This window comes from Thalassovita gelatinovora, assembly GCF_001458355.1.
GTDB lineage: Bacteria > Pseudomonadota > Alphaproteobacteria > Rhodobacterales > Rhodobacteraceae > Thalassobius > Thalassobius gelatinovorus.
In genome coordinates, this window is sequence record NZ_CYSA01000015.1 from 610,771 (window position 1) to 630,213 (window position 19,443).

A 19,443-nucleotide genomic window follows, 5' to 3' on the forward strand; every position below is an offset into this window, starting at 1 on the left:
CTGACTAACTCCTTCGACTGGTCCTAAGGATCCCAAGATAATGACACTGCACATGCCCCCGGTCTTGACCTATGCCCTGCGCCGCCTTGTTCAGGCGGTGCCCGTGGTCATCCTGATCATGATCGGCACGTTTCTTTTGCTCAAACTCGCTCCCGGTGACACGGTTGATGCGCTTGTGGGCGACATGGGCGGCGCTGATGCCGCCTTTATCGAGCGACTGCGGATCGAATACGGGCTCGATCAACCCGTTTGGGTCCAGCTTTGGCGCTATATGGTCAAACTCGCCTCTTTCGATTTCGGTTGGTCTTTCGTCTATGAACAACCCGTTTCAACCGTCCTCATGGAACGGCTTGGTACGACGCTGATGCTGATGGCGACTTCCTTGAGTATCGCCTTTGTCGCGGGCATCGGGCTGGGTGCAATCGCCGCACGCCGCGCCTATTCCACGACTGACAATCTGATCTCGGTTTTGGGCCTGGTCTTTTACGCCACCCCGTCCTTCTTCCTCTCGCTGATGCTGATGCTGCTCTTCTCCGTCAAACTCGGCTGGTTGCCGGTAGGCGGGATCACAACCATCGCCGCCTTCTATTCCGGCTGGGATCATGTCTGGGACGTGGTGCGCCACCTGATCATGCCGACCGCTGCACTGTCGCTAATCTATCTGGCCTTTTACCTGCGGCTGATGCGGGCCTCCGTGATGGAGGTCGCCGATCTCGATTACGTCCGCACCGCGCGTGCGAAAGGCGCAAAAGAAACCCGTCTCATGGTGCATCACATCATGCGCAACGCGCTTTTGCCGGTGGTCACGCTTTTGGGCTTACAGTTCTCTACCGTTCTGGGCGGCTCCATCGTAGTCGAAACCATCTTCACCCTGCCGGGACTGGGGCAGCTTGCTTACCAGTCCGTCGTGCAACGCGACATGAACACGCTGATGGGGATCATTTTCCTCTGCTCCATCATCGTCATCGTCGTGAATTTTCTCACTGACCTGCTTTATGCACGTCTCGACAGCAGGATCGAACTCGCATGACTCTCGCTGATACTGATATCGCCCCACCCGAACCCCCGCGCTATGTCATGTTCTGGCGCCGTTACCGCCGGAACCGCGCGGCTGTTCTGGGACTGTTCCTCTTTGCCATCGTCATCATCATGGCGCTCACCGCCGGAATCATCGACCCCGGCGATCCTCTCCGGCGTGCGGGCGAACCGCTCACCCCGCCCTTCGTCAACTGGGATACGCCTTTGGGCACGGATCAGTTGGGTCGGGATGTGCTTTCCGGTGTTTTCTACGGCGCGCGGATTTCGCTTCTGATCGGGGTGGCGGCGACGCTTGTCGCAATTCTCATCGGGGTCGTCATAGGAGCGCTTTCGGGCTATTTCGGCGGCTGGGTCGATGACGTCCTGATGCGCTTCACCGAAGCCTTCCAGACCATCCCGAACTTTGTTCTTCTGCTGACGCTTGTCGCCATCATGGGATCCAAGATCGAATGGATCACCATCGCCATCGGTATCGTCAGCTGGACCGCCCCTGCCCGCATGGTACGCGCTGAATTCATGTCTCTCAGAGGTCGTGAATTCGTCGATGCCGCACGCAATCTGGGCGTTTCGAACAGCGCAATCATCTTTCGCGAAATCTTGCCCAACGCTTTGCCACCGATCGTTGTCTACGCCTCGGTCATCATGGCGCTCTCGATCCTGATGGAAAGCGCTCTGGCCTTTCTTTCTCTGGGCGATCCCAACTACGCAAGTTGGGGCAACATGATCGGTCAAGGCCGCGCCGTTCTGCGCTCTGCTCCCTACTGCGCCGTGATCCCCGGCATCGCGATCATCCTCACCGTCCTGTCCTTTTCGCTGCTCGGCGAAGGTCTCAACGATGCGCTCAATCCGAGGCAGAAGAAATGACGAAGAAAAATCCACCTGTTCTCGCACTCCGCAAACTGGAAATTTCTCTGCCTAAGGGGGCGGATCGCCCCTATGCCCTCGAAGGACTGGACCTGACCATAGAATCCGGTGAAATCGTCTGTCTCGTGGGCGAAAGCGGGTCTGGTAAATCGCTTTGCGCGGGGGCCATCATGGGGCTCTTGCCCGAACCACATGTGCGGGTCACGGGCGGCGCGATCCGCTTCATGGGGGAAGAGCTTCGGGGCAAAACAGATGCGGAAATGCGCAAACTGCGCGGCGCCGATATTTCGATGATCTTCCAAGAGCCGATGACCGCGCTCAACCCGCAAAAGACCGTCGGCTGGCAGATCGACGAAATGCTGCGCCTTCACACGAAGATGAATAAATCCGAACGCAAGGCCCGTGCAATCGAGATGCTCGAACGGGTCCACATCCCCGAACCGCCATCGGCCTATAATGCCTATCCGCATCAGATTTCAGGGGGACAGCGTCAACGGGTGATGATTGCCATGGCCTTGACCCTGTCGCCCAAATTGATCATCGCAGATGAACCCACCACCGCGCTGGATGTGACCACGCAATTGCAAATCCTCAAACTCATCCGCGAATTGCAGAAGGATGAAGGCGCGGGCGTTCTTTTCATCACTCACGACTTTGGCGTTGTGGCTGAAATCGCGGACAAGGTCGCTGTGCTCTGCCGTGGTGAACTGGTTGAAAGCGGTACGACCGACGCGGTTCTCAACCATCCACAACACCCTTACACTCGGGCGCTGATCAGTGCCGTTCCCGCGCTCACGCCGCCGCCCGTGAAACCAGTGATCAATGGGCCTGTAGTACTCAAAGGCACGGGACTGAAAAAAACCTTTGCCGCGCGTGGTGGGCTGTTGTCAGGCAAACGTACCGCCGTGACTGCGGTCAAGGATCTGACCTTTCAACTGCATCAAGGCGAAACCCTGGGTGTCGTGGGCGAAAGCGGGTCGGGGAAAACGACCGTTTCGCGGATCGTCACCCGGCTTTTGGAATGCGACCAAGGATCGGTGGAATTGGATGGCAAGGATTTGCTCGCTTGCTCTCCGCGGGAACTGCGCGCGATGCGTAAACATATCCAGATGGTGTTCCAGGACCCGATGGCGTCACTCAATCCGCGCAAACGCGTGGTCGATCTGATCGCCCAAGGCCCCATCGTGCACGGAACCAACCCGGCACAGGCCCGCGATGCGGCAAAGAAGCTACTGGAACTGGTAGAACTGTCGCCCGCCGCCGCAAACAGATTCCCGCACGAATTTTCCGGCGGCCAGCGACAGCGCATCGGCATCGCCCGCGCCTTGGCAATGGAACCCAAGGTGATCGTAGCCGACGAACCGGTTTCCGCGCTCGACGTGTCGGTTCAAGCGCAAGTGTTGAAATTGCTGGCCGACCTTCGCGATCGGCTGAACCTGTCGCTACTGTTCGTCACCCATGACCTCCGTGTTGCAGCACAGCTTTGTGACCGCATCATCGTCATGCAAAAAGGCGAAATCGTCGAATCTGGCCTGACCGCAGAGGTCTTTGCCAACCCGCAACACCCCTACACGCAGAATCTGCTTTCTTCCATCCCCGGCCGCGATTGGACCCCTCCGTCGCTGCAGGCGGATGTCGCCTAAGGACTAACCCATGTCATTGGAATTTCGAGACATTCGCAACTCTATCATCGGTGAGGGTTGCGCCATACCGGGGCCTTTCGGACCACGCGCCCTGCTCTATGCCGATTACGTCGCTTCGGGTCGTGCGCTTGCATTCATCGAGGATGCGATCCGCACCCATGTCCTGCCCTATTATGGTAATACGCATACCGAAACCTCCTATACCGGACGCCGCACCACGCAATTGCGCGAAATGGCGCGCAAGGCCGTGCGCGACGCCGTCAACGCGGATGAAAACCACGCGGTGATCTTTACCGGATCGGGTGCCACCGGTGCGGTAGACAAGCTTGTGCGGGCATTCGCGATGAAAGGGTTGGGTGAGGGCGCGGTGGTCTTTGTCGGGCCTTACGAGCATCATTCCAATGATTTGCCTTGGCGTGAAAGTGGGGCCACACTGGTGCGTGTCCCCTTGAATACGGCGGGCAGCATTTGTCTCGAAACCTTGGAACGGGAACTGCAGGCGCATTCTGACGCTTCGCTCAAGCTCGGGGCGTTTTCGGCGGCGTCAAATGTGACCGGCGTGCGCACCGACCTGAGCGCCGTCTCCCGGCTGCTGCATGATCATGGGGCATTTTGCATCGTGGATTTCGCCGCCGCCGCGCCCTATATGCCCATTCAGCTGTCCGAAACACATCCCGGTGCCGGGGACCGCATCGACGCGGCGATGATTTCGCCCCATAAATTCGCCGGTGGTCCCAGCGCTTCGGGCCTCTTGATCGCCGACCGCAGCTTCTTGGACACCGAACGCCCGACTTTAACCGGGGGCGGCACCGTCAGCTATGTCACTGCCGAAGGTCACAGTTATGTAACTGATCCGGAACACCGCGAAGAAGGCGGGACTCCTGCCATCGTCGACAACATCCGCACCGGCATGGTGATGCAGTTGAAACGCGATATGGATGAATCCCGGATCGAGGTGCGCGAAGCCACGCTTACGCGGCGGATGGAGGAAGCGCTGCGCGCGATTCCCGGAGTCGAACTTCTGGGTCCGCGCAACGTGCCGCGACTGGGGATTTTTTCCTTCAACATTCGCGTCGGAGAGAAGCTGTTGCATCACAGCTACGTCGTCGCTTTGCTCAACGACCTGTTCGGGATTCAGGCCAGAGGTGGTTGTTCTTGCGCTGGGCCCTATGGCCATGCGCTCTTGGACATCGACACAGTGACCAGTGGCCAACATGAACAGGCAGTCCATCAGGGCAACAGCGTTTTCCGCCCTGGTTGGGTGCGTTTGGGTGTCAATTGGTTCTTCGAAGACGAAGATATCGATCGTATGGTCGCCGCGATCCAGTTCATCGCGGACCATGGGATGGAGATGCTACCGCATTACCGGCTTGATGCCGCCGCAGGCAACTGGAATGCCACCACTGTTTTTGACGACCCCCTGCCCGCCACCCTGTCCGAGCTTTGGACCGGGGCGTCCCGATTTGAAACAGTTACCCCCGATTTCCAAACCTGCTTGTCAGAGGCCGGGGTTCTTGCCCATGCCGCCAAAGACCTGCCCACGCCAGAGACCGTAGTTTTCACTTCGAACGAAGACGCGCTGCGCTGGTTCTGGTTGCCGCATGAGGCAGTACAGATGACGCAACAAGGAGCGCTTTGAAATGCCCGTCGATTTTCCAAATTCGCTTTGGGCCAACACTGCGCCCGAACGGACCCCGTCCGCACCGCTTTCTGGCACCGAAGAGACCGATGTCGCGGTAATCGGGGCAGGTTTCACCGGGTTGTCCGCCGCAATCGAGGTGCGTCGTCGCGGCCACGCCGTAACCTTGCTTGAAGGCAAGGCGGCGGGCTGGGGTGCCTCGGGGCGCAACAACGGACAGGTCATCCCAATCCTGACCTCCGCCGAACCCGACACCTGGGTTTCACGCTATGGCGACGCGGGCAAACGCATGGTTCACCTCATCGGCAACTCGGGTGATGTGCTGTTTGATCTCGTGCGCGAATTCGACATGCAAGCCGAAGCCGAACAAACCGGTTGGTTCCAACCTGTGCATTCTCCGGGGCGGATCAAACTGGCGCAAAAACGCGTCGAAGCCTGGCAACGTTTCGGCTTTCCAGCAGAGTTAAAAACACCAGAGGAATGCGCCACGATTCTCGGCACCGATTTTTGGCATGGTGGCATGCTCAATCCCACGGGCGGACATATCAACCCTCTGGCTCTGGCACGAGAAATGGCGCGTATAGCGGAACATCTGGGCGCGGTGATCCACGAAGAAAGCCCGGCGATGTCGTTCGAACGCATCGGCCATGAATGGGTCATCACAACCCCCAAGGGCAAGCTAAAAGCCCGCGCGCTGATCCTTGCAAGCAACGCCTATACCGGTGAATTGGCCCCGCGTCTTGCGCCACGCATCGCGCGCTCTGTCGTGCCTGTTCTGAGCTGGCAGATGGCGACGGAACCAGTGGGTGACAATCTGAGCCAGAAAATTCTGCCAGGCCGCCAGGCGGTTTCGGACACACGCGGCGATCTGCGGTTTTTCCGCTATGACGCGCGCAACCGCTTGATCACCGGAGGTGCGGTGATCGGGTCTTTCGATGTCGCCAACCGCGTGCGCAAAAAGGCCGCGCAACGTCTGGGCGAAGCTTTCCCCGATCTGGGTGTGCCAGAGATGACCCATGTCTGGTCGGGCTATATTGGTATGAACTGGGACCGGTTCCCCCGGGTACACAAGCTTGGCCCCGACGCGTGGGCCTGGATCGGGTGTAACGGCCGCGGCGTGGCGCTTGGCACGTCTTTGGGCCGCGAACTCGCCCGTGCCGTGACAGGTCAGCCGGAGGACGAACTGGCCTTGCCGGTGACGGACCCAACCCCCTTTCCAATGCACGGGATCGTCCGCCGCGTGGCCCCCACCTATCTGGCCTGGCTCAAACGCCAAGACCACAAGGAGATCAACTTATGACAGACACAAAACCCATGGATTTGAACGACATCCCGATTTTGATGCACCGCAAGATCGAAGCGATGATCCTCAAGCATGTGCTTGACGTGATTACGGAACGGTCAGGCCGCGACGAAGCCGAGGCCGTGATCGGTGCGGCTTGTTCGAAATCCGCAATCGAGCAAGGCCAGATGCTGGCCGAAGAGTTGGGCCACGCCCCGGACCTGACCGATTTCGCCGCGATCCAACCCAATTGGACCCGCGAGGATGCGCTGCGCATCGAAACGGTAGAAATGTCCGAAGAAAAGATGGACTTCAACGTCGTCAAATGCCGCTACGCCGAGATGTATAAGGACATGGGGCTGGGCGATATCGGGCACCTTCTGTCCTGTAACCGCGATGGGGATTTCTGCATCGGCTACAACCCCGACATTGAAATGACCCGAACCCAGACAATCATGAAAGGCGCGAGTCACTGCGACTTTCGCTACCGTATGAAAAAGGAGGCCTGAAAAGATGGCTGTTGAAAACTGGGTCGCCAAAGAGGTCGCAGATCTCACGGAGTTTCGCCGCGATCTGCATATGAACCCGGAACTGCTTTATGATGTCGAACGCACGGCACAAAAGGTGGCTGAGGCGCTGCGCGCGGCGGGTGTTGATGAGGTTTATGAAGGCATCGGGCGCACCGGCGTCGTCGGTGTGATCAAAGGCCAAAGTAATACATCGGGCCGCAGCATCGGGCTTCGTTCCGACATGGATGCTTTGCCGATCGAAGAAGAAACCGGCAAAGCCTACGCCTCCAAAATTCCCGGCAAAATGCACGCCTGTGGCCATGATGGACACACCACGATGCTTTTGGGTGCAGCGCGACATATGGCGGAAAGCCGGGCATTCGACGGGACGGTGATCGTGATTTTCCAACCCGCCGAAGAAGGTGGCGCAGGAGCACGTGCGATGATCGAGGATGGGCTGTTCACCCGCTGGCCCTGCAACGAGGTCTATGGGATGCACAACCGCCCCAATCTTCCACTTGGACAATTCACCATCAATTCCGGTCCGATCATGGGCTCCGTCGACGAGGTGAAGATCACCATCACCGGACGCGGCGGACATGCGGCACGGCCTGAACAGACCCTCGATCCCCTTCCGATTGCAGGCGCGTTGTTGCAAGCGGTGCAGACCATCACCTCGCGCAACATGGACCCAATCGATTCAGCGGTGATTTCCCTCTGCACGATTCAGGCCGGCAATGCGTTTAACGTCATCCCGCAGGACGTTGTAATGACCGGCACAGTCCGGACGCTGCGTGAAGAAGTGCGCGACATGGTCGAAGAGCGCCTTGGCACCATGGTCGGGAACATCGCGGCAGCTTTCGGTGCCGTCGGCACGCTCGATTATATCCGCCACTATCCGGTGACGGTGAACCACGACCGCGAAACGGAACTTGCGGCGAAGGCCGCACAAGAGGTTGCGGGTATTGAAAATGTACATCTCGACATGCCGCAAACATTGGGCGGTGAGGATTTTTCTTTCATGCTCAATGAAGTACCTGGTGCGATGATCAATGTCGGCAACGGACCGTCCGCATCGCTGCATCACCCGAAATACGATTTCAACGATGACGTGATCGCGTGGGGCAGTTCTTACTGGACCACTTTGGTGCGCCAGCGGCTGCCACTTGGTTAGGCGTCCGATGCGCCACCCGTCCAAGCCTCAATCGGGGGGCTTGGACGGGCAGCAATGGGATCAAGCGATTGCTATTGGCCCGGCCAAGTGGCGGGGCTGCCCCCGTCAGTCGCTTTCCAGAAACGACCTCAATTCAGCGCTCTGCACGCGCAGCAATCGGACCGGGCCAGCGCCAAGATCGACCGGTTGCAACCAACGCGGAACCTGCCCTTTCGCCAACCGCGATCCGATACTGTCCGCATTTCGGTAGACTTCATCCTCGCAGACCAGAACATAGTCGGCCCGCGTCTGCTCGAGCCGCTGCGCCATATCCGCATCCGACCCCATGAAGGCCTGAGTACCGTTCCAATACCCTTCGGGCGCGCGGTGATACGGAGCCGCGAAAATGGAATGCCCGGTATAAAGAAGAATCTTGGTGCCCATGTTCAGCGGTGCTAAAATGCCAGCTGGATCGATACCGTTTAAACCGGACAGAACATCCCGGTGGCTGCAATTCAGATCGACATGAGAAATCTTTCTTTCCACCGATGGTGGTAGCCCCGCCAAATTCAGCATCGAATTGAAGACCGGACTTTGCGCAAAGAACTGGGGATATAGCGTCAGAAATGCCACCCCCATCAAAACCACCGGCTTCGACCATCGCAACACTTTCCAATCGCTGGTCACCGCCCAGAACATGGCGACACCGAATGCCATCGGCATAACCGCCACCCCCCAAATCACCGCCCGGGCCTGATAAAACGATCCCGCCAGCCCCATCAACACAAACACCAACAGCACCACGGCAGCGGATCGTTGCCCGGTAGGGCTGCGGAAAACAAGCCAAGCCAGCAACAGGGCCACCAACGCCTGTGGCAACACCAGCGCGGTTGCGATTTTCGGATCGCGAAGGAACAGGTTTACCGCCGTCAAGGATTCGGTGATGTTATTCAGGATCAGGTCGCGCAAGTCAGGCGGCAGCATGGAAAACGGGCCTTCACGGCAGGCACTCAGGAACGGCCAAAGCGCAATCATTGTCCCTGCCCCCATGACCGCCACCAAAATCATACGACCGGTTTTCGTCTGCACGGAGTCGCGGCTGAGATATGTGATAATAGCAAAGGCCATGGCCGCCGATGTAATCATCAATATCGGCCGCGACAGCTGATCACATCGCGAAACAGCCCAAGCCGCCGGATCAGTCTGAATCAAAAACAGCAACGGTGCCGCGCCGCCCAGCGCAATGCCGTATCCCATCAACCGGTCGGTGCTACCGGGGTGATCCAACACATGTTGCACCGTCAATACGATCCCGGCCACGGCCAGAACGACGATCGCTTCCAACCCCACTGCCAACGACAGTGCGGCGGCCAAGCCGGCAGTGACGCCCCGCCTGACCCCCGGTCCCGGTAGGATTATCGATGAAATCACCACCAACATACAGATCACCTGCACGTTATGATGATCGACCCGGCCCAGAGGAAACAGGCTATTGCCGAATGTCGGCGTCACCGCGGCGGCAATCAATGCGAAACTGGCCGCGGCATAGCCGAACACTTTCGATGTCACTCGCCCCACGATCACCAGGTAAAGGATGAACAACAGCACCGGCCAAATCGCGGCAGTCAAGGCCATCGCCATGTCATCGCCCACAAATAGCGAAAAGAACTTCTGTAACCCCGCCAGTGGCAGATCGATCAACCGTGACCAATGCAATGACAAACCTTCTGGCGGCATCGCGCGATGCTGTACCGTATCGTACCAACCCTGCCCGTTCAGGAAGTCGCGCACCGATACCAGACGCATTTCATCGTCATTGTCAGGCAATTTCAGGCCGGTAAGGAGATCGCCGAGACGCTGTGATTGCAAATTCAGATACAGCAGCAAACTGACCGCAAACGCCACGAAATATCCCGCGCGCCTGCCGAAAAACATCTTTTCGCCCGATTGCATCGCCGCATCCACCACCACGATTCCCCCTGCCCTATTTGCTTTCGTGGTATTCTTCTTCGGTGTTGATATCCCACAACTCGTTGCGCACATCCCGGCCTTCGACAATACCGTCGACGGCAATCATCGCTGTCAACATCGAATGATCCTGATTGTTGTAGCGATGCATACCATTGCGCCCGACACAGAACAGGTTTTCAAACTGGCGAGTATAGGTTTCGATTTCCTTGAACCGGCCATAGGTGCCGAAATAAGCCGGGTAAGCCTTTTGGGTGCGCACCACCACCGCATCCAGCACATCGGCCGGATCGGCCACACCAAGTTTTTCCAGTTCCGACGCACCGAATTGTTTCAGCGCCGCATCATCCATGGTCCAGAATTCATCGCCTTCATTGACGAAATATTCCAAACCCACCCAAATCGTATCGGGATCGGCGACCAGATAGGGACTCCAATTGTTGAAGATCTGCAACCGCCCGACCTTCACATCGTTGTCCTGAATGTAGATCCAGTTATCCGGTACCTTTTCGGCCAGCGTGCTTGCATCGGTACCGCAGCCCAGTTTAAGCCGCTTCAGCAACAGGCCTACGGTCATGAAATCGCGGTAGCTCAGTCCATCAGACACTTCGCGCACCGCCGCCGGTGCCGGTGGGGTCCAGCCCCCGATCAGTTCTGTAATTGGCATCGACGAAAACAGGTAATCGGCTTTCACCTCCCGAATGTCCCCGTCAGGGCCCACCACGGTCGCGCTGTCAATCTGGCTGCCATCATGGGAAATACCGGTGACGAAATTCTGGTAATGAATCTCGCCGCCTTTTTCCACGACTTCACGCGCCACCACTTCCCATAACTGACCCGGCCCGTGCTTGGGGTAAAGAAACCGCTCTATCAGGCTGGTTTCGGTATCCTTCTGCGCCAACGACCCGGTCTGCGGTTTCAGTTTGCGCAGCATGTTCTTGATCAGCCCGGTAATCGACACCCCCTTGATCCGCTGCGCACCCCAATCGGCAGGTATGTCTTCACAGGGAACCCCCCAGACCTTTTCGGTGTAGTCGCGGAAGAATGTCGCATAAAGTTCCTGCCCGAAACGGTTGACGATGAAATCACGCAGATTGACCTCGGGTTTGATCGGGTTCAGTCGCGCCTTGCCATAGCTAGCCACGATCCTAAGCGTCCGCAGGGCCCCCAGATTGGCAAAGGTTTGTGCGCTGAACTTCAGCGGGTAATCATACATCTTGCGATCATAAAGGATACGCGACACGCGGTTGCGTACCAGCATAACCTCGTCGACCTGATCGGGATCGGGGCCCGGTCCCGCCGCAACTTCGCGCTGGCGGTTGTGATAGGTGATGGTCAATCCTTCTTCACCGTCCTTCAGTGCCTGCAGCGGCATGACATTGGTCCACCATTCCATCACCCGATCGGATTTGGAAAAAAATCGGTGGCCGCCGATATCGATCCGGTTGCCCTTGTAATTCACCGTCTTGGAAATGCCGCCGACCTGACTGTCAGCTTCAAAAAGGATCGGCTTGATATCGGTACGGGTGACAAGCTCGTAGGCGGCGGTCAATCCGGCAGGTCCGGCGCCAACGATTACTGCTATTTTCTGGGGCATTCTTGGTCCCTGTGTCAAAGAAGATAGTTATCAGGATTGGCAGGCCGGAAACTGACATGCCGATGCGCAAAAAAGGAATAGAAGGCGGTGAAACCCACCGCCATGATATGAGCCGCAGTTTCGGGTGCGACGGGCAGGCCCCATTGGCCGGCCACAACCCAGCGCAATCCGGTCAAAAACAGATGTGCCAACAACGTGGTCAGACCCAGACCGACGACAGAGACCAGAAAGAAATCCCGGACCTCCTCCTTTGGATGGCGACCGGAGGGATCGTAGGTATAGGCGCGGTTTAACACGAAACTCACCGCCATTCCCATCACGAAGGCCAAGGCGACAGATCCCGCATATTCCAACGGGCCGTTGAACCCCATCACACCATAGAGAAAATATCCTGTCGTCAGGTTCACGACAGCGGCCAAACCGGAGCAAATCAAAAACTTGATAAACATTCAAACCTTTCCGTTGCCAGTACGAGTACCTGCCTTAGAACAGGTCGATTGAGGGTCCGACCGGGTTTAGTAACGAATAACGACATAAAACGGCCAAATCCAAGAAAACATTACGAATCGCCAATTGGGAAAACAACGATTATGCGCCTGCAACCTGCACCAGACCCCGCCAACAGGCCATGCAAAGCCCATAACCGAAGCATTCAGCCGATCAACCGAGTACAATTTCCGCTGTTCCCTCCATATCCATCATGCCATCTAGGAAACATATGACGCCTAGCACCAAGGACAGGACAATGACAGATCCGCTTCGCTTCCCTCCGATCCCCGATGGGGCTTGGCCCGATCAGATCGCCGATCTGCGCGATGGATTCGCCGGCAAGCTCAATGTCTATCGCACCATGGCACATGATCCCGAACTGTTGAAAGCCTGGGCACCGCTGCGCCAACATGTGGTGATCGACAACGCGCTCGGGCCGCAATTGAGTGAGGTGACAATCCTGCGCACCGGGCATAATCTCGAATCGTCCTACGAATGGAATCAGCATGTGCATCGCGCCCGCGCCTGCGGCATGTCGGATGCCCAGATCGGGTCGATCCGCGGGCCCCTTGCGGCCATGGACGCTGATGATGCCACCATCGCCCGCGCCGTAGACGAATTGTTCGGGGTAAAACGGCTGTCCCCAGACACCCAAAAGGCCCTGATCGCGCTGGTCGGCGAAAAGGGCCTTTTCGATGTGATCGCCACGGTGGGGTTCTATTCCACCCTCGGCTATATCCTGAACAGCTGCGGCACACCTCTGGACGACGACATCTCGGCCGATCTGGCTGACAAACCGTTCACCGGCTGATCACAGCCCGGTCAATTCCTTCTTGTGCATCCAATCGGCATGTTTGGGAGCTTTTTTGGTGCGCGACCATTCTTCCAGCATGTCCCATTTCACCGCGTTCAGCTTTTCCAGCATCGCGTCTTCTTCCGGGTCCGGACAGGCCAGCTCGACCCGGTGCCCGTTCGGATCGAAGAAATAGATCGAATGAAAGATCGAATGGTCGGTCACGCCCAAAACCTCGACACCTTTCGCCTCAAGATGCTCCTTGAATTCGATCAGCGTGTCGCGGTCCTTCACCTTGAAGGCGATATGCTGCACCCAGACCGGCGTGTTGGGATCGCGCCCCATGTCAGGCTTGGTCGGCAATTCGAAAAACGCCAACACGTTGCCATCCCCGGCATCGATGAAAACATGCATATAGGGATCGGGTTCATGGGTGGACGGAACATGATCCTCGGCGATCGCCAGGATGAAGTCCATATTCAACATGTCGCGGTACCATTCTACCGTCTCCTTAGCATCCTTGCAGCGATAGGCGACGTGGTGAATCTTCTCGATTTTCATGGCTCAGGCCCTCCTTTTAAGAAGGGCCTAGTGGTTACATTTGTAACCAACAAGCCTTTTCTAGAGAAGCCGAAGCTTCTTCTGTTCAGAAATATCCGGCCTTATGTATCAAGCGCACCAAGAAGCCGGAATCCATAACTGCCAGTTTTCGCTATCCTGTCACCATGCAGGACAAGTCGATAGATGAAGCACTAGTGGCGTTGATAAAACAGATCATTCGAGGCAACATGGACGGGCTGGAACACGTTGAGGCGCTACGAGTGGGGCGTGGGGTGGGCCCGCCGCGCGTGATGCCTGCCAAACGCTGGGTGTCACTGCCCTCTAGAAGGATTTCAGTGGTTCCATCCGCATCAAAAACTGTAAACTTCAACATCGAGAGCAGCACAAGGTACCTATCTAGTAATTTAGCAGCCCATCCTCCGATACAACTTTCAAAGGCTTTGCCTACATGCGACCATTTTGCGCCCTGATTCACCATCTCCGAGCAATCCAATAGTTTCCGCACCGAAAAATCTCAATTCGCCACACAGAAACGCAACCAACCGTATAATACTTTCTTTCCGAAAACTGCCCAGACAACAGGCCCAAATTATCTTCAAATTCCACCAAACGACATGAACTTAGCCGCCAGATAATGCGCCAAGGCAAGTGACAAAATCAAGAAAAGTCCGTGAGTGATAGCTTTCGGAAACCAAGCCCAAATCCGAAAAATGTAAAACAATCCTGCAAAGGCCCCAACTGAAAAACCACCAATTGTCGTAAAAACAACCATAACCTCCCAGTTGAGAAGCCAATCTCTAGTCAACCAAACAATATGCTCCTTTTGCATCCGATATGAGTATAACAACGGCACGGCAGTCGAGATTACAAAGCCTGCAAAATATATCCACATATTGGCTGGTTGCCTAGAATCATCATTCATCTTACGGGTCTTACCTCATAATAATCATTAACCCGACCAAGACTGTTCCCCATGAAAAATGGGATAACATCATGGAACGTGTGTCCAAGCACTGATCCAGGGAAAGACCTATAGTCCGCTGAACCGGCAGAAGGTGGATTGAGCATCAAATTTCCATATCCATCATATATACACTGTGTGGAATGCCCTCCAGGCGTTGTGACCTTAAACCATCAGATACTCTATCCAGCTTGATCGCCTATTGTTCATGAAATTGTTCAAGTATCTTCGGCCTCTCAAATAGGCACTGGCATCAGACAATTTGTTAAAAAATGATAATCGAAACAAGAGCATGCGACGGTTCCATCACAGAGTGCGAGCAACTTCCACGAGGGTACGGTCTGATATGAAGTTCCTCTGCCGGCGTCCTTGACGGACCAAATTATTAGCGCATAGTTGAATTTAGGGTTTCGATTTTCGTGCCTGACGGTCCGATACGAGATGATTTCGCCTATACCAACTTCGGCTTGTTTGACTTTTTTCGGCGCGATTACCGCGTTCATTTCATTTTCGGAGTTCCCATGTTCCTTTCCCGCTATCGCAATACCGCCTTGGCTCTGGCATTGTCGCTCATGCCAACATTTTCCGTTGCACAAGACGCCTTTGGCACCCTAACAGCCCGCCTCGACGGCGTTGAACGGACTTGGTTTCTGACAGCTTTGGAGGAGGAGAGCCAAAGCTTTGGAATGACAGTTACCGCCGCGAGTATGAAGAGTTTCAGCCTTTGGGGACAGCCGACGGCCGAAACCGTCGCTGAGGTCAAAGACAGCTTGCTGCTCGGCTTTGATGTTATGACTGTTGGCGGTAGCAAGATCCCATTGAATGTCTCCCTGACCTATCTCGCCGACGGTTGGAAATCTGGCTGGCTGGCGAATGAGGAGGACCAGATCGTTTTTTCTCTGACAACGCTTGAGGAGGTGGGGGGTGGTCTTTTCGTTGAGGGAAGTTTCACGGCCGCCGCGCATTACAGCGACACTTTGGTGAGCGGCCAGGTCGATCCGTCGCAAACAATGCAGATCGAGGGAAGCTTCAGCGCAACCTTGCCGAAGGCCTTATTAAAAGATCAATGAGGGGTTGAACATCCGGTTGCGTCAGGATCGCGCCATAGACACCTTTGCAATCGAAAAGCAAGTGAGGCATTGTTCAAGGCTTTTTCATTAACCTGTTGTTTCACGTCAACTTTGTTGACGACATCACCCACCCATGCAGAGCCGAATGTCGCCTGCAACTACGGTTCACCGCAAGCTTGGGACGAGATCAGCCTTATGTATGTCGGCCCATGGAAAATCTCTCATCATGCGGGGTATGTGATAGCAGGCCCAATGACGATGCCGTTTCCCGCGAGTGGAGACCTTGAAACGATACAGATTGAAATGTCGCCAAGTGGTGGACTTGTCGGCACACACCCGGACGCGCAGCAGCAGCCCATTATGTTTGAATGGGCAGACGATCTACCTTGAAGCTTTGAAGCTGATGCAAGTCAAGATGGCGTTCCTGCCCCCATCCTGTCGTCATCCGACGTCGAGATGTTGATGGGATGCGGCATCGAGAAACTTGCCCGTCTGATCGGGCGGACGCAGGCCACAATCGACGGCACGATGATGGACATGACAGTGCGGTTGATAGTCGTCTCTCCGGACCAAATATATGGCATTTTTCACACGTCAGCTGCCGCGAACGGGATCCCTGTCAAAAGCTGGCGTACAGTGACCCTAACGCGCTGATATGGTGCAAAGGATACGGTAGATGGGCGGCGAGAAACAGACAGTAATCGGCGTGTTGTGGCGCCAAAAAATCTGGGTATTCCCGCTGCTCATCGCGGCGGGCATCGCGCTTGGGATGTTCAAGATTTCATCCTATCAAAAGGCGGTGGAGTTTTCCGCAGATGGCGTCAAGGTGATCGGTGAAGTTACTAACTTGCACGAGGGCCGGTACGGAAAACGAAATACATACGACGTTTCTTACATTTTCGTGACCGAAACCGATCCTTACACCCATGGACAGCAAGAGGTTAGCCAAGAGCTTTTCGACACCTTGACGGAAGGGGGGCCGATTGACGTTTGGTATCTGCCGACGGCTCCCAAACAGAACGTGGTCGAGGTAGGCAAGCTTACATGTTTGTTCTGGCTGACACTGTTTTGCGCATCGGGCTTGATCTTAACGGGTTTTTTTGGGTGGGTGGTTGGCGATCAAACATGCGCGCGCAACAGTCCAAGCAATTGGGGGCAGCGATACCTAACCCATACATGGCTTCCCTATTTGCTTCGCCTGAAGGCGAAGCAAATCATGCGCGCCCAAAAAGGGCGCACATATCGATATCAAGCCCCAAAATCAGAGCGTAGCGAGAACCGCATCGACCCCGGCCTGGGCCACCTCGGTATCTTGCGCCGGAGTGCCGGAACTGACGCCGATACCGCCGACACAATCGCCATTCACGAAGACCGGCAAACCGCCGCCGACCACCATCAGACGACCACCGATGGCCGATGCGATGCCATAAGCCGGCGCACCCGGCTGGCTGGCCGCGCCATATTCATGGGTCGCCTTCTTCGCGCCTGAAGCGGTGAAGCTCTTGTCGATCGCGATGATGGATGAGGTCACCTTGCCGCCATCCATCCGCTCGAAGGCGATCAGGTTGCCGCCCTCGTCGGTGATCGCGATGCACATCGGCACCCCAATTTCGTCTGCCTTGGCGCGGGCACCCTCGATCATTACGCGCGCATCAGCGCAATCCAGTCTGGTCACGGTAATCATGTTCAAGCTCCTTGTTGCGCTTTGGCTTCACGGCGACGAGCATGCAGCACCGGTTCGGTATATCCCGACGGTTGCACTGCCCCCTTGAAGATCAAGTCGCAGGCCGCAGCGAAGGCCACGCCGTCAAACCCCGGCGCCATCGGCGTGTAAGCCACATCGCCCGCGTTCTGACGGTCCACTTCCAACGCCATACGTTTCAGGCTTTCCATCACCTGATCCTCGGTCACCAGACCGTGCATCAGCCAGTTGGCCAGATACTGCGATGAAATCCGCAGCGTCGCGCGGTCTTCCATCAGCCCTACATCGTTGATGTCGGGCACTTTGGAACATCCCACGCCCTGATCGATCCAGCGCACCACGTAACCCAGGATACCCTGACAATTGTTGTCCACGTCGCGGCGCACTTCATCTTCGGTCAGGTTGCGTCCTGCCAGCAACGGTGGCGTCAGCAACGCCTCGCGGCTGGCCATTTCACGGCCCTTCAATTCGTCCTGACGGGCAAACACGTCGACCATGTGGTAATGGGTGGCGTGCAGCGTCGCCGCAGTGGGCGACGGCACCCATGCGGTGTTGGCGCCGGCCATCGGGTGGCCGATCTTGGCGTCCAGCATTTCGGCCATCGCATCGGGTTTTGCCCACATGCCCTTGCCGATCTGGCCCTTGCCCTGCATCCCGGTGGCTAGACCGGTATCGACATTGCCGTCCTCATAGGCCGACAGCCAACCGGCATCTTTCATCTCGCCCTTCGGAATGAACGGTCCGGCTTTCATGCTGGTATGGATCTCGTCGCCGGTCCGATCAAGGAAACCGGTATTGATGAAGACCAGACGGTCTTTCACCGCGCGAATACATTCCTTGAGGTTAGCCGAGGTGCGGCGCTCCTCGTCCATCACGCCCAGTTTGACGGTATTGACCGGTAGGCCAAGAATGTCCTCGACCCGTCCATACATGGTGTTGGCAAACGCCACTTCTTCCGGTCCGTGCATTTTTGGCTTCACCACATAAACCGATCCGGTACGCGAATTGCGAGGGCCTTCGGTCTTTTTCAGGTCATGCATGGCACAGGCCACGGTGATCAGCGCGTCCAACATGCCTTCGGGGGTTTCTTCGCCATCCATCAGCACCGCGTCGGTGGTCATCAGGTGACCCACGTTGCGCACCAGCATCAGCGCCCGGCCCTGCAGGGTCAGCGTCGACCCGTTCGGCGCGGTCAGCACCTTGTCATCGGCCAGACGGCGAGTCATCGGCTTGCCGCCCTTTTCGAATACCTCGGTCAGATCGCCCTTCATCAGGCCCAGCCACTTGGCGTAAATGTCCGTCTTGTCCGCGGCATCGACCGCCGCAACGCTGTCTTCGCAATCCTGAATCGCGGTCAGCGCACTTTCCAGCACTACGTCGCGCAGGCCGGCCGGATGGGTGGCCCCCACCGGGTGTGAAGGGTCGATCAGCAACTCGATATGCAGACCGTTGTGGCGCAGCATGTAAGAGGCCTTATCGCCGTTCTCGGTATAGCCCACAAAACCGGCCGGATCGGCAAAGGGCACGTCGCGCGCGCCGATCAGCGCCAGCAATTCGTCACCTTCACGCTGATACGCGGTCACGTCCTTGTGCGATGCGCCGACCAGCGGTACCGCCTTGTCGAGGAAATCCGCAGCCCAAGCCTCCGCCTGCGCGCCGCGCTTGGGGTCATAGCCAGACCCTTCAGCGGCACCCGGCAACGCATCGGTGCCATAAAGAGCGTCGTACAACGATCCCCAACGGGCATTGGCCGCATTCAACGCAAACCGCGCATTCATCACCGGCACCACCAATTGCGGCCCGGCAATACGGGCGATTTCGTCATCGGCCTCTGCGGTGGTGATTTCAAAATCCTCGCCCTGCGGCACCAGATAGCCGATATCGCGCAGGAAAGCCTGATAGGCATTGTTATCCCATGTTTGCCCCTTGCGGGCCGACAGCCAGTCGTCGATCTGCTTTTGCAGGGTTTCGCGCAGGTCTAACAAGCGGCGGTTTTCCGGCGCAAGATCGGCCAGCATCTTTGCGTAGCCAGACCAGACCGCATCGGCCTCCAGCCCAAGATCGGGCAGGATCTGCGTTTCAACCAGTTCGGCCAGTTCATTGGCTACATTCAGCCCGGCACGGGTCACGTAATCAGTCATCGCGACTCTCCTTTCATGATTGGTGGCAGAATA

At 56.8% G+C, this 19,443-nt stretch carries 16 protein-coding genes; 9 read left to right on the top strand and 7 right to left on the bottom strand.

What is annotated here, in order from left to right:
- The first annotated feature begins 40 nt into the window (after positions 1-40).
- From TG4357_RS07620 to TG4357_RS07650, 7 genes are read left to right on the top strand one after another with little or no spacing between them, the layout of a single operon-like run.
- Positions 41-1,030 carry an ABC transporter permease gene (locus TG4357_RS07620; RefSeq protein ID WP_058262251.1) on the top strand — a complete coding sequence of 330 codons (990 nt, stop codon included), beginning with the start codon at positions 41-43 and terminating at the stop codon, positions 1,028-1,030.
- Positions 1,027-1,902, top strand: a complete 876-nt coding sequence (locus TG4357_RS07625) for an ABC transporter permease (RefSeq protein WP_058262252.1) — start codon at positions 1,027-1,029, stop codon at positions 1,900-1,902. Before TG4357_RS07620 ends, TG4357_RS07625 begins: the two co-directional genes overlap by 4 nt.
- Positions 1,899-3,545 (top strand): ABC transporter ATP-binding protein, encoded by a 1,647-nt coding sequence (locus tag TG4357_RS07630; protein WP_058262253.1) that lies wholly within the window; start codon positions 1,899-1,901, stop codon positions 3,543-3,545. Before TG4357_RS07625 ends, TG4357_RS07630 begins: the two co-directional genes overlap by 4 nt.
- A gap of 10 nt (positions 3,546-3,555) precedes the next feature.
- Positions 3,556-5,184, top strand: coding sequence for an aminotransferase class V-fold PLP-dependent enzyme (locus TG4357_RS07635; RefSeq protein ID WP_058262254.1), 1,629 nt, complete (start codon positions 3,556-3,558; stop codon positions 5,182-5,184).
- Position 5,185: 1 nt separating this feature from the next.
- Complete coding sequence (locus tag TG4357_RS07640) at positions 5,186-6,484, top strand: NAD(P)/FAD-dependent oxidoreductase (RefSeq protein WP_058262255.1); 1,299 nt, start codon at positions 5,186-5,188, stop codon at positions 6,482-6,484.
- A complete protein-coding gene (locus TG4357_RS07645; protein WP_233487447.1) occupies positions 6,481-6,975 on the top strand; it encodes an L-2-amino-thiazoline-4-carboxylic acid hydrolase in 495 nt (164 codons plus the stop codon). The genes TG4357_RS07640 and TG4357_RS07645 overlap by 4 nt, the downstream gene beginning before the upstream one ends.
- A gap of 4 nt (positions 6,976-6,979) precedes the next feature.
- A complete protein-coding gene (locus TG4357_RS07650) occupies positions 6,980-8,149 on the top strand; it encodes a M20 aminoacylase family protein (protein WP_058262256.1) in 1,170 nt (389 codons plus the stop codon).
- Positions 8,150-8,254: 105 nt separating this feature from the next.
- Here TG4357_RS07650 and TG4357_RS07655 read toward each other — a convergent pair whose 3' ends face one another.
- Genes TG4357_RS07655 through TG4357_RS07665 form a run of 3 tightly spaced genes read right to left on the bottom strand, consistent with a single transcriptional unit; the run spans position 8,255 to position 12,142 of the window.
- Entirely contained in the window at positions 8,255-10,099 is a 1,845-nt protein-coding gene (locus tag TG4357_RS07655) for a hypothetical protein (protein WP_058262257.1), read from the bottom strand.
- A gap of 13 nt (positions 10,100-10,112) precedes the next feature.
- Entirely contained in the window at positions 10,113-11,693 is a 1,581-nt protein-coding gene (locus TG4357_RS07660; RefSeq protein WP_058262258.1) for an NAD(P)/FAD-dependent oxidoreductase, read from the bottom strand.
- A 14-nt stretch (positions 11,694-11,707) separates the two neighbouring features.
- Positions 11,708-12,142, bottom strand: a complete 435-nt coding sequence (locus TG4357_RS07665) for a GtrA family protein (protein WP_058262259.1) — start codon at positions 12,140-12,142, stop codon at positions 11,708-11,710.
- Between the two features lie 296 nt (positions 12,143-12,438).
- Between TG4357_RS07665 and TG4357_RS07670 the strand changes: the two genes are divergently transcribed.
- Positions 12,439-12,993 (top strand): carboxymuconolactone decarboxylase family protein, encoded by a 555-nt coding sequence (locus TG4357_RS07670; protein WP_058262260.1) that lies wholly within the window; start codon positions 12,439-12,441, stop codon positions 12,991-12,993.
- Here TG4357_RS07670 and TG4357_RS07675 read toward each other — a convergent pair whose 3' ends face one another.
- Both TG4357_RS07675 and TG4357_RS07680 read right to left on the bottom strand, forming a co-directional pair.
- Positions 12,994-13,536 carry a VOC family protein gene (locus tag TG4357_RS07675; protein ID WP_058262261.1) on the bottom strand — a complete coding sequence of 181 codons (543 nt, stop codon included), beginning with the start codon at positions 13,534-13,536 and terminating at the stop codon, positions 12,994-12,996.
- A gap of 595 nt (positions 13,537-14,131) precedes the next feature.
- Positions 14,132-14,458 carry a hypothetical protein gene (locus TG4357_RS07680; RefSeq protein ID WP_139193573.1) on the bottom strand — a complete coding sequence of 109 codons (327 nt, stop codon included), beginning with the start codon at positions 14,456-14,458 and terminating at the stop codon, positions 14,132-14,134.
- A gap of 458 nt (positions 14,459-14,916) precedes the next feature.
- On the opposite strand from TG4357_RS07680, the gene TG4357_RS07685 reads away from it, so the two are divergent.
- Complete coding sequence (locus TG4357_RS07685) at positions 14,917-15,567, top strand: hypothetical protein (protein WP_058262263.1); 651 nt, start codon at positions 14,917-14,919, stop codon at positions 15,565-15,567.
- Between the two features lie 1,261 nt (positions 15,568-16,828).
- Here the strand turns inward: TG4357_RS07685 and TG4357_RS07695 are convergent.
- Both TG4357_RS07695 and TG4357_RS07700 read right to left on the bottom strand, forming a co-directional pair.
- On the bottom strand, positions 16,829-17,251 hold the full coding sequence (locus tag TG4357_RS07695) for a GlcG/HbpS family heme-binding protein (RefSeq protein ID WP_058262265.1): 423 nt from the start codon (positions 17,249-17,251) through the stop codon (positions 16,829-16,831).
- A gap of 2 nt (positions 17,252-17,253) precedes the next feature.
- The gene (locus TG4357_RS07700; RefSeq protein ID WP_058262427.1) at positions 17,254-19,410 is read right to left on the bottom strand and encodes a malate synthase G; all 2,157 of its coding nucleotides are present in this window, start codon (positions 19,408-19,410) and stop codon (positions 17,254-17,256) included.
- Between the last annotated feature and the right edge of the window lie 33 nt (positions 19,411-19,443).

Excerpts from the sequence above, each read along its gene's own strand:
- TG4357_RS07620 (WP_058262251.1), top strand. The coding sequence starts at position 41 with ATGACACTGCACATGCCCCCGGTCTTGACCTATGCCCTGCGCCGCCTT.
- TG4357_RS07625 (WP_058262252.1), top strand. The coding sequence starts at position 1,027 with ATGACTCTCGCTGATACTGATATCGCCCCACCCGAACCCCCGCGCTAT.
- TG4357_RS07630 (WP_058262253.1), top strand. The coding sequence starts at position 1,899 with ATGACGAAGAAAAATCCACCTGTTCTCGCACTCCGCAAACTGGAAATT.
- TG4357_RS07635 (WP_058262254.1), top strand. The coding sequence starts at position 3,556 with ATGTCATTGGAATTTCGAGACATTCGCAACTCTATCATCGGTGAGGGT.
- TG4357_RS07640 (WP_058262255.1), top strand. The coding sequence starts at position 5,186 with ATGCCCGTCGATTTTCCAAATTCGCTTTGGGCCAACACTGCGCCCGAA.
- TG4357_RS07645 (WP_233487447.1), top strand. The coding sequence starts at position 6,481 with ATGACAGACACAAAACCCATGGATTTGAACGACATCCCGATTTTGATG.
- TG4357_RS07650 (WP_058262256.1), top strand. The coding sequence starts at position 6,980 with ATGGCTGTTGAAAACTGGGTCGCCAAAGAGGTCGCAGATCTCACGGAG.
- TG4357_RS07660 (WP_058262258.1), bottom strand. The coding sequence starts at position 11,693 with ATGCCCCAGAAAATAGCAGTAATCGTTGGCGCCGGACCTGCCGGATTG.
- TG4357_RS07665 (WP_058262259.1), bottom strand. The coding sequence starts at position 12,142 with ATGTTTATCAAGTTTTTGATTTGCTCCGGTTTGGCCGCTGTCGTGAAC.
- TG4357_RS07670 (WP_058262260.1), top strand. The coding sequence starts at position 12,439 with ATGACAGATCCGCTTCGCTTCCCTCCGATCCCCGATGGGGCTTGGCCC.
- TG4357_RS07675 (WP_058262261.1), bottom strand. The coding sequence starts at position 13,536 with ATGAAAATCGAGAAGATTCACCACGTCGCCTATCGCTGCAAGGATGCT.
- TG4357_RS07680 (WP_139193573.1), bottom strand. The coding sequence starts at position 14,458 with ATGAATGATGATTCTAGGCAACCAGCCAATATGTGGATATATTTTGCA.
- TG4357_RS07695 (WP_058262265.1), bottom strand. The coding sequence starts at position 17,251 with ATGATTACCGTGACCAGACTGGATTGCGCTGATGCGCGCGTAATGATC.
- TG4357_RS07700 (WP_058262427.1), bottom strand. The coding sequence starts at position 19,410 with ATGACTGATTACGTGACCCGTGCCGGGCTGAATGTAGCCAATGAACTG.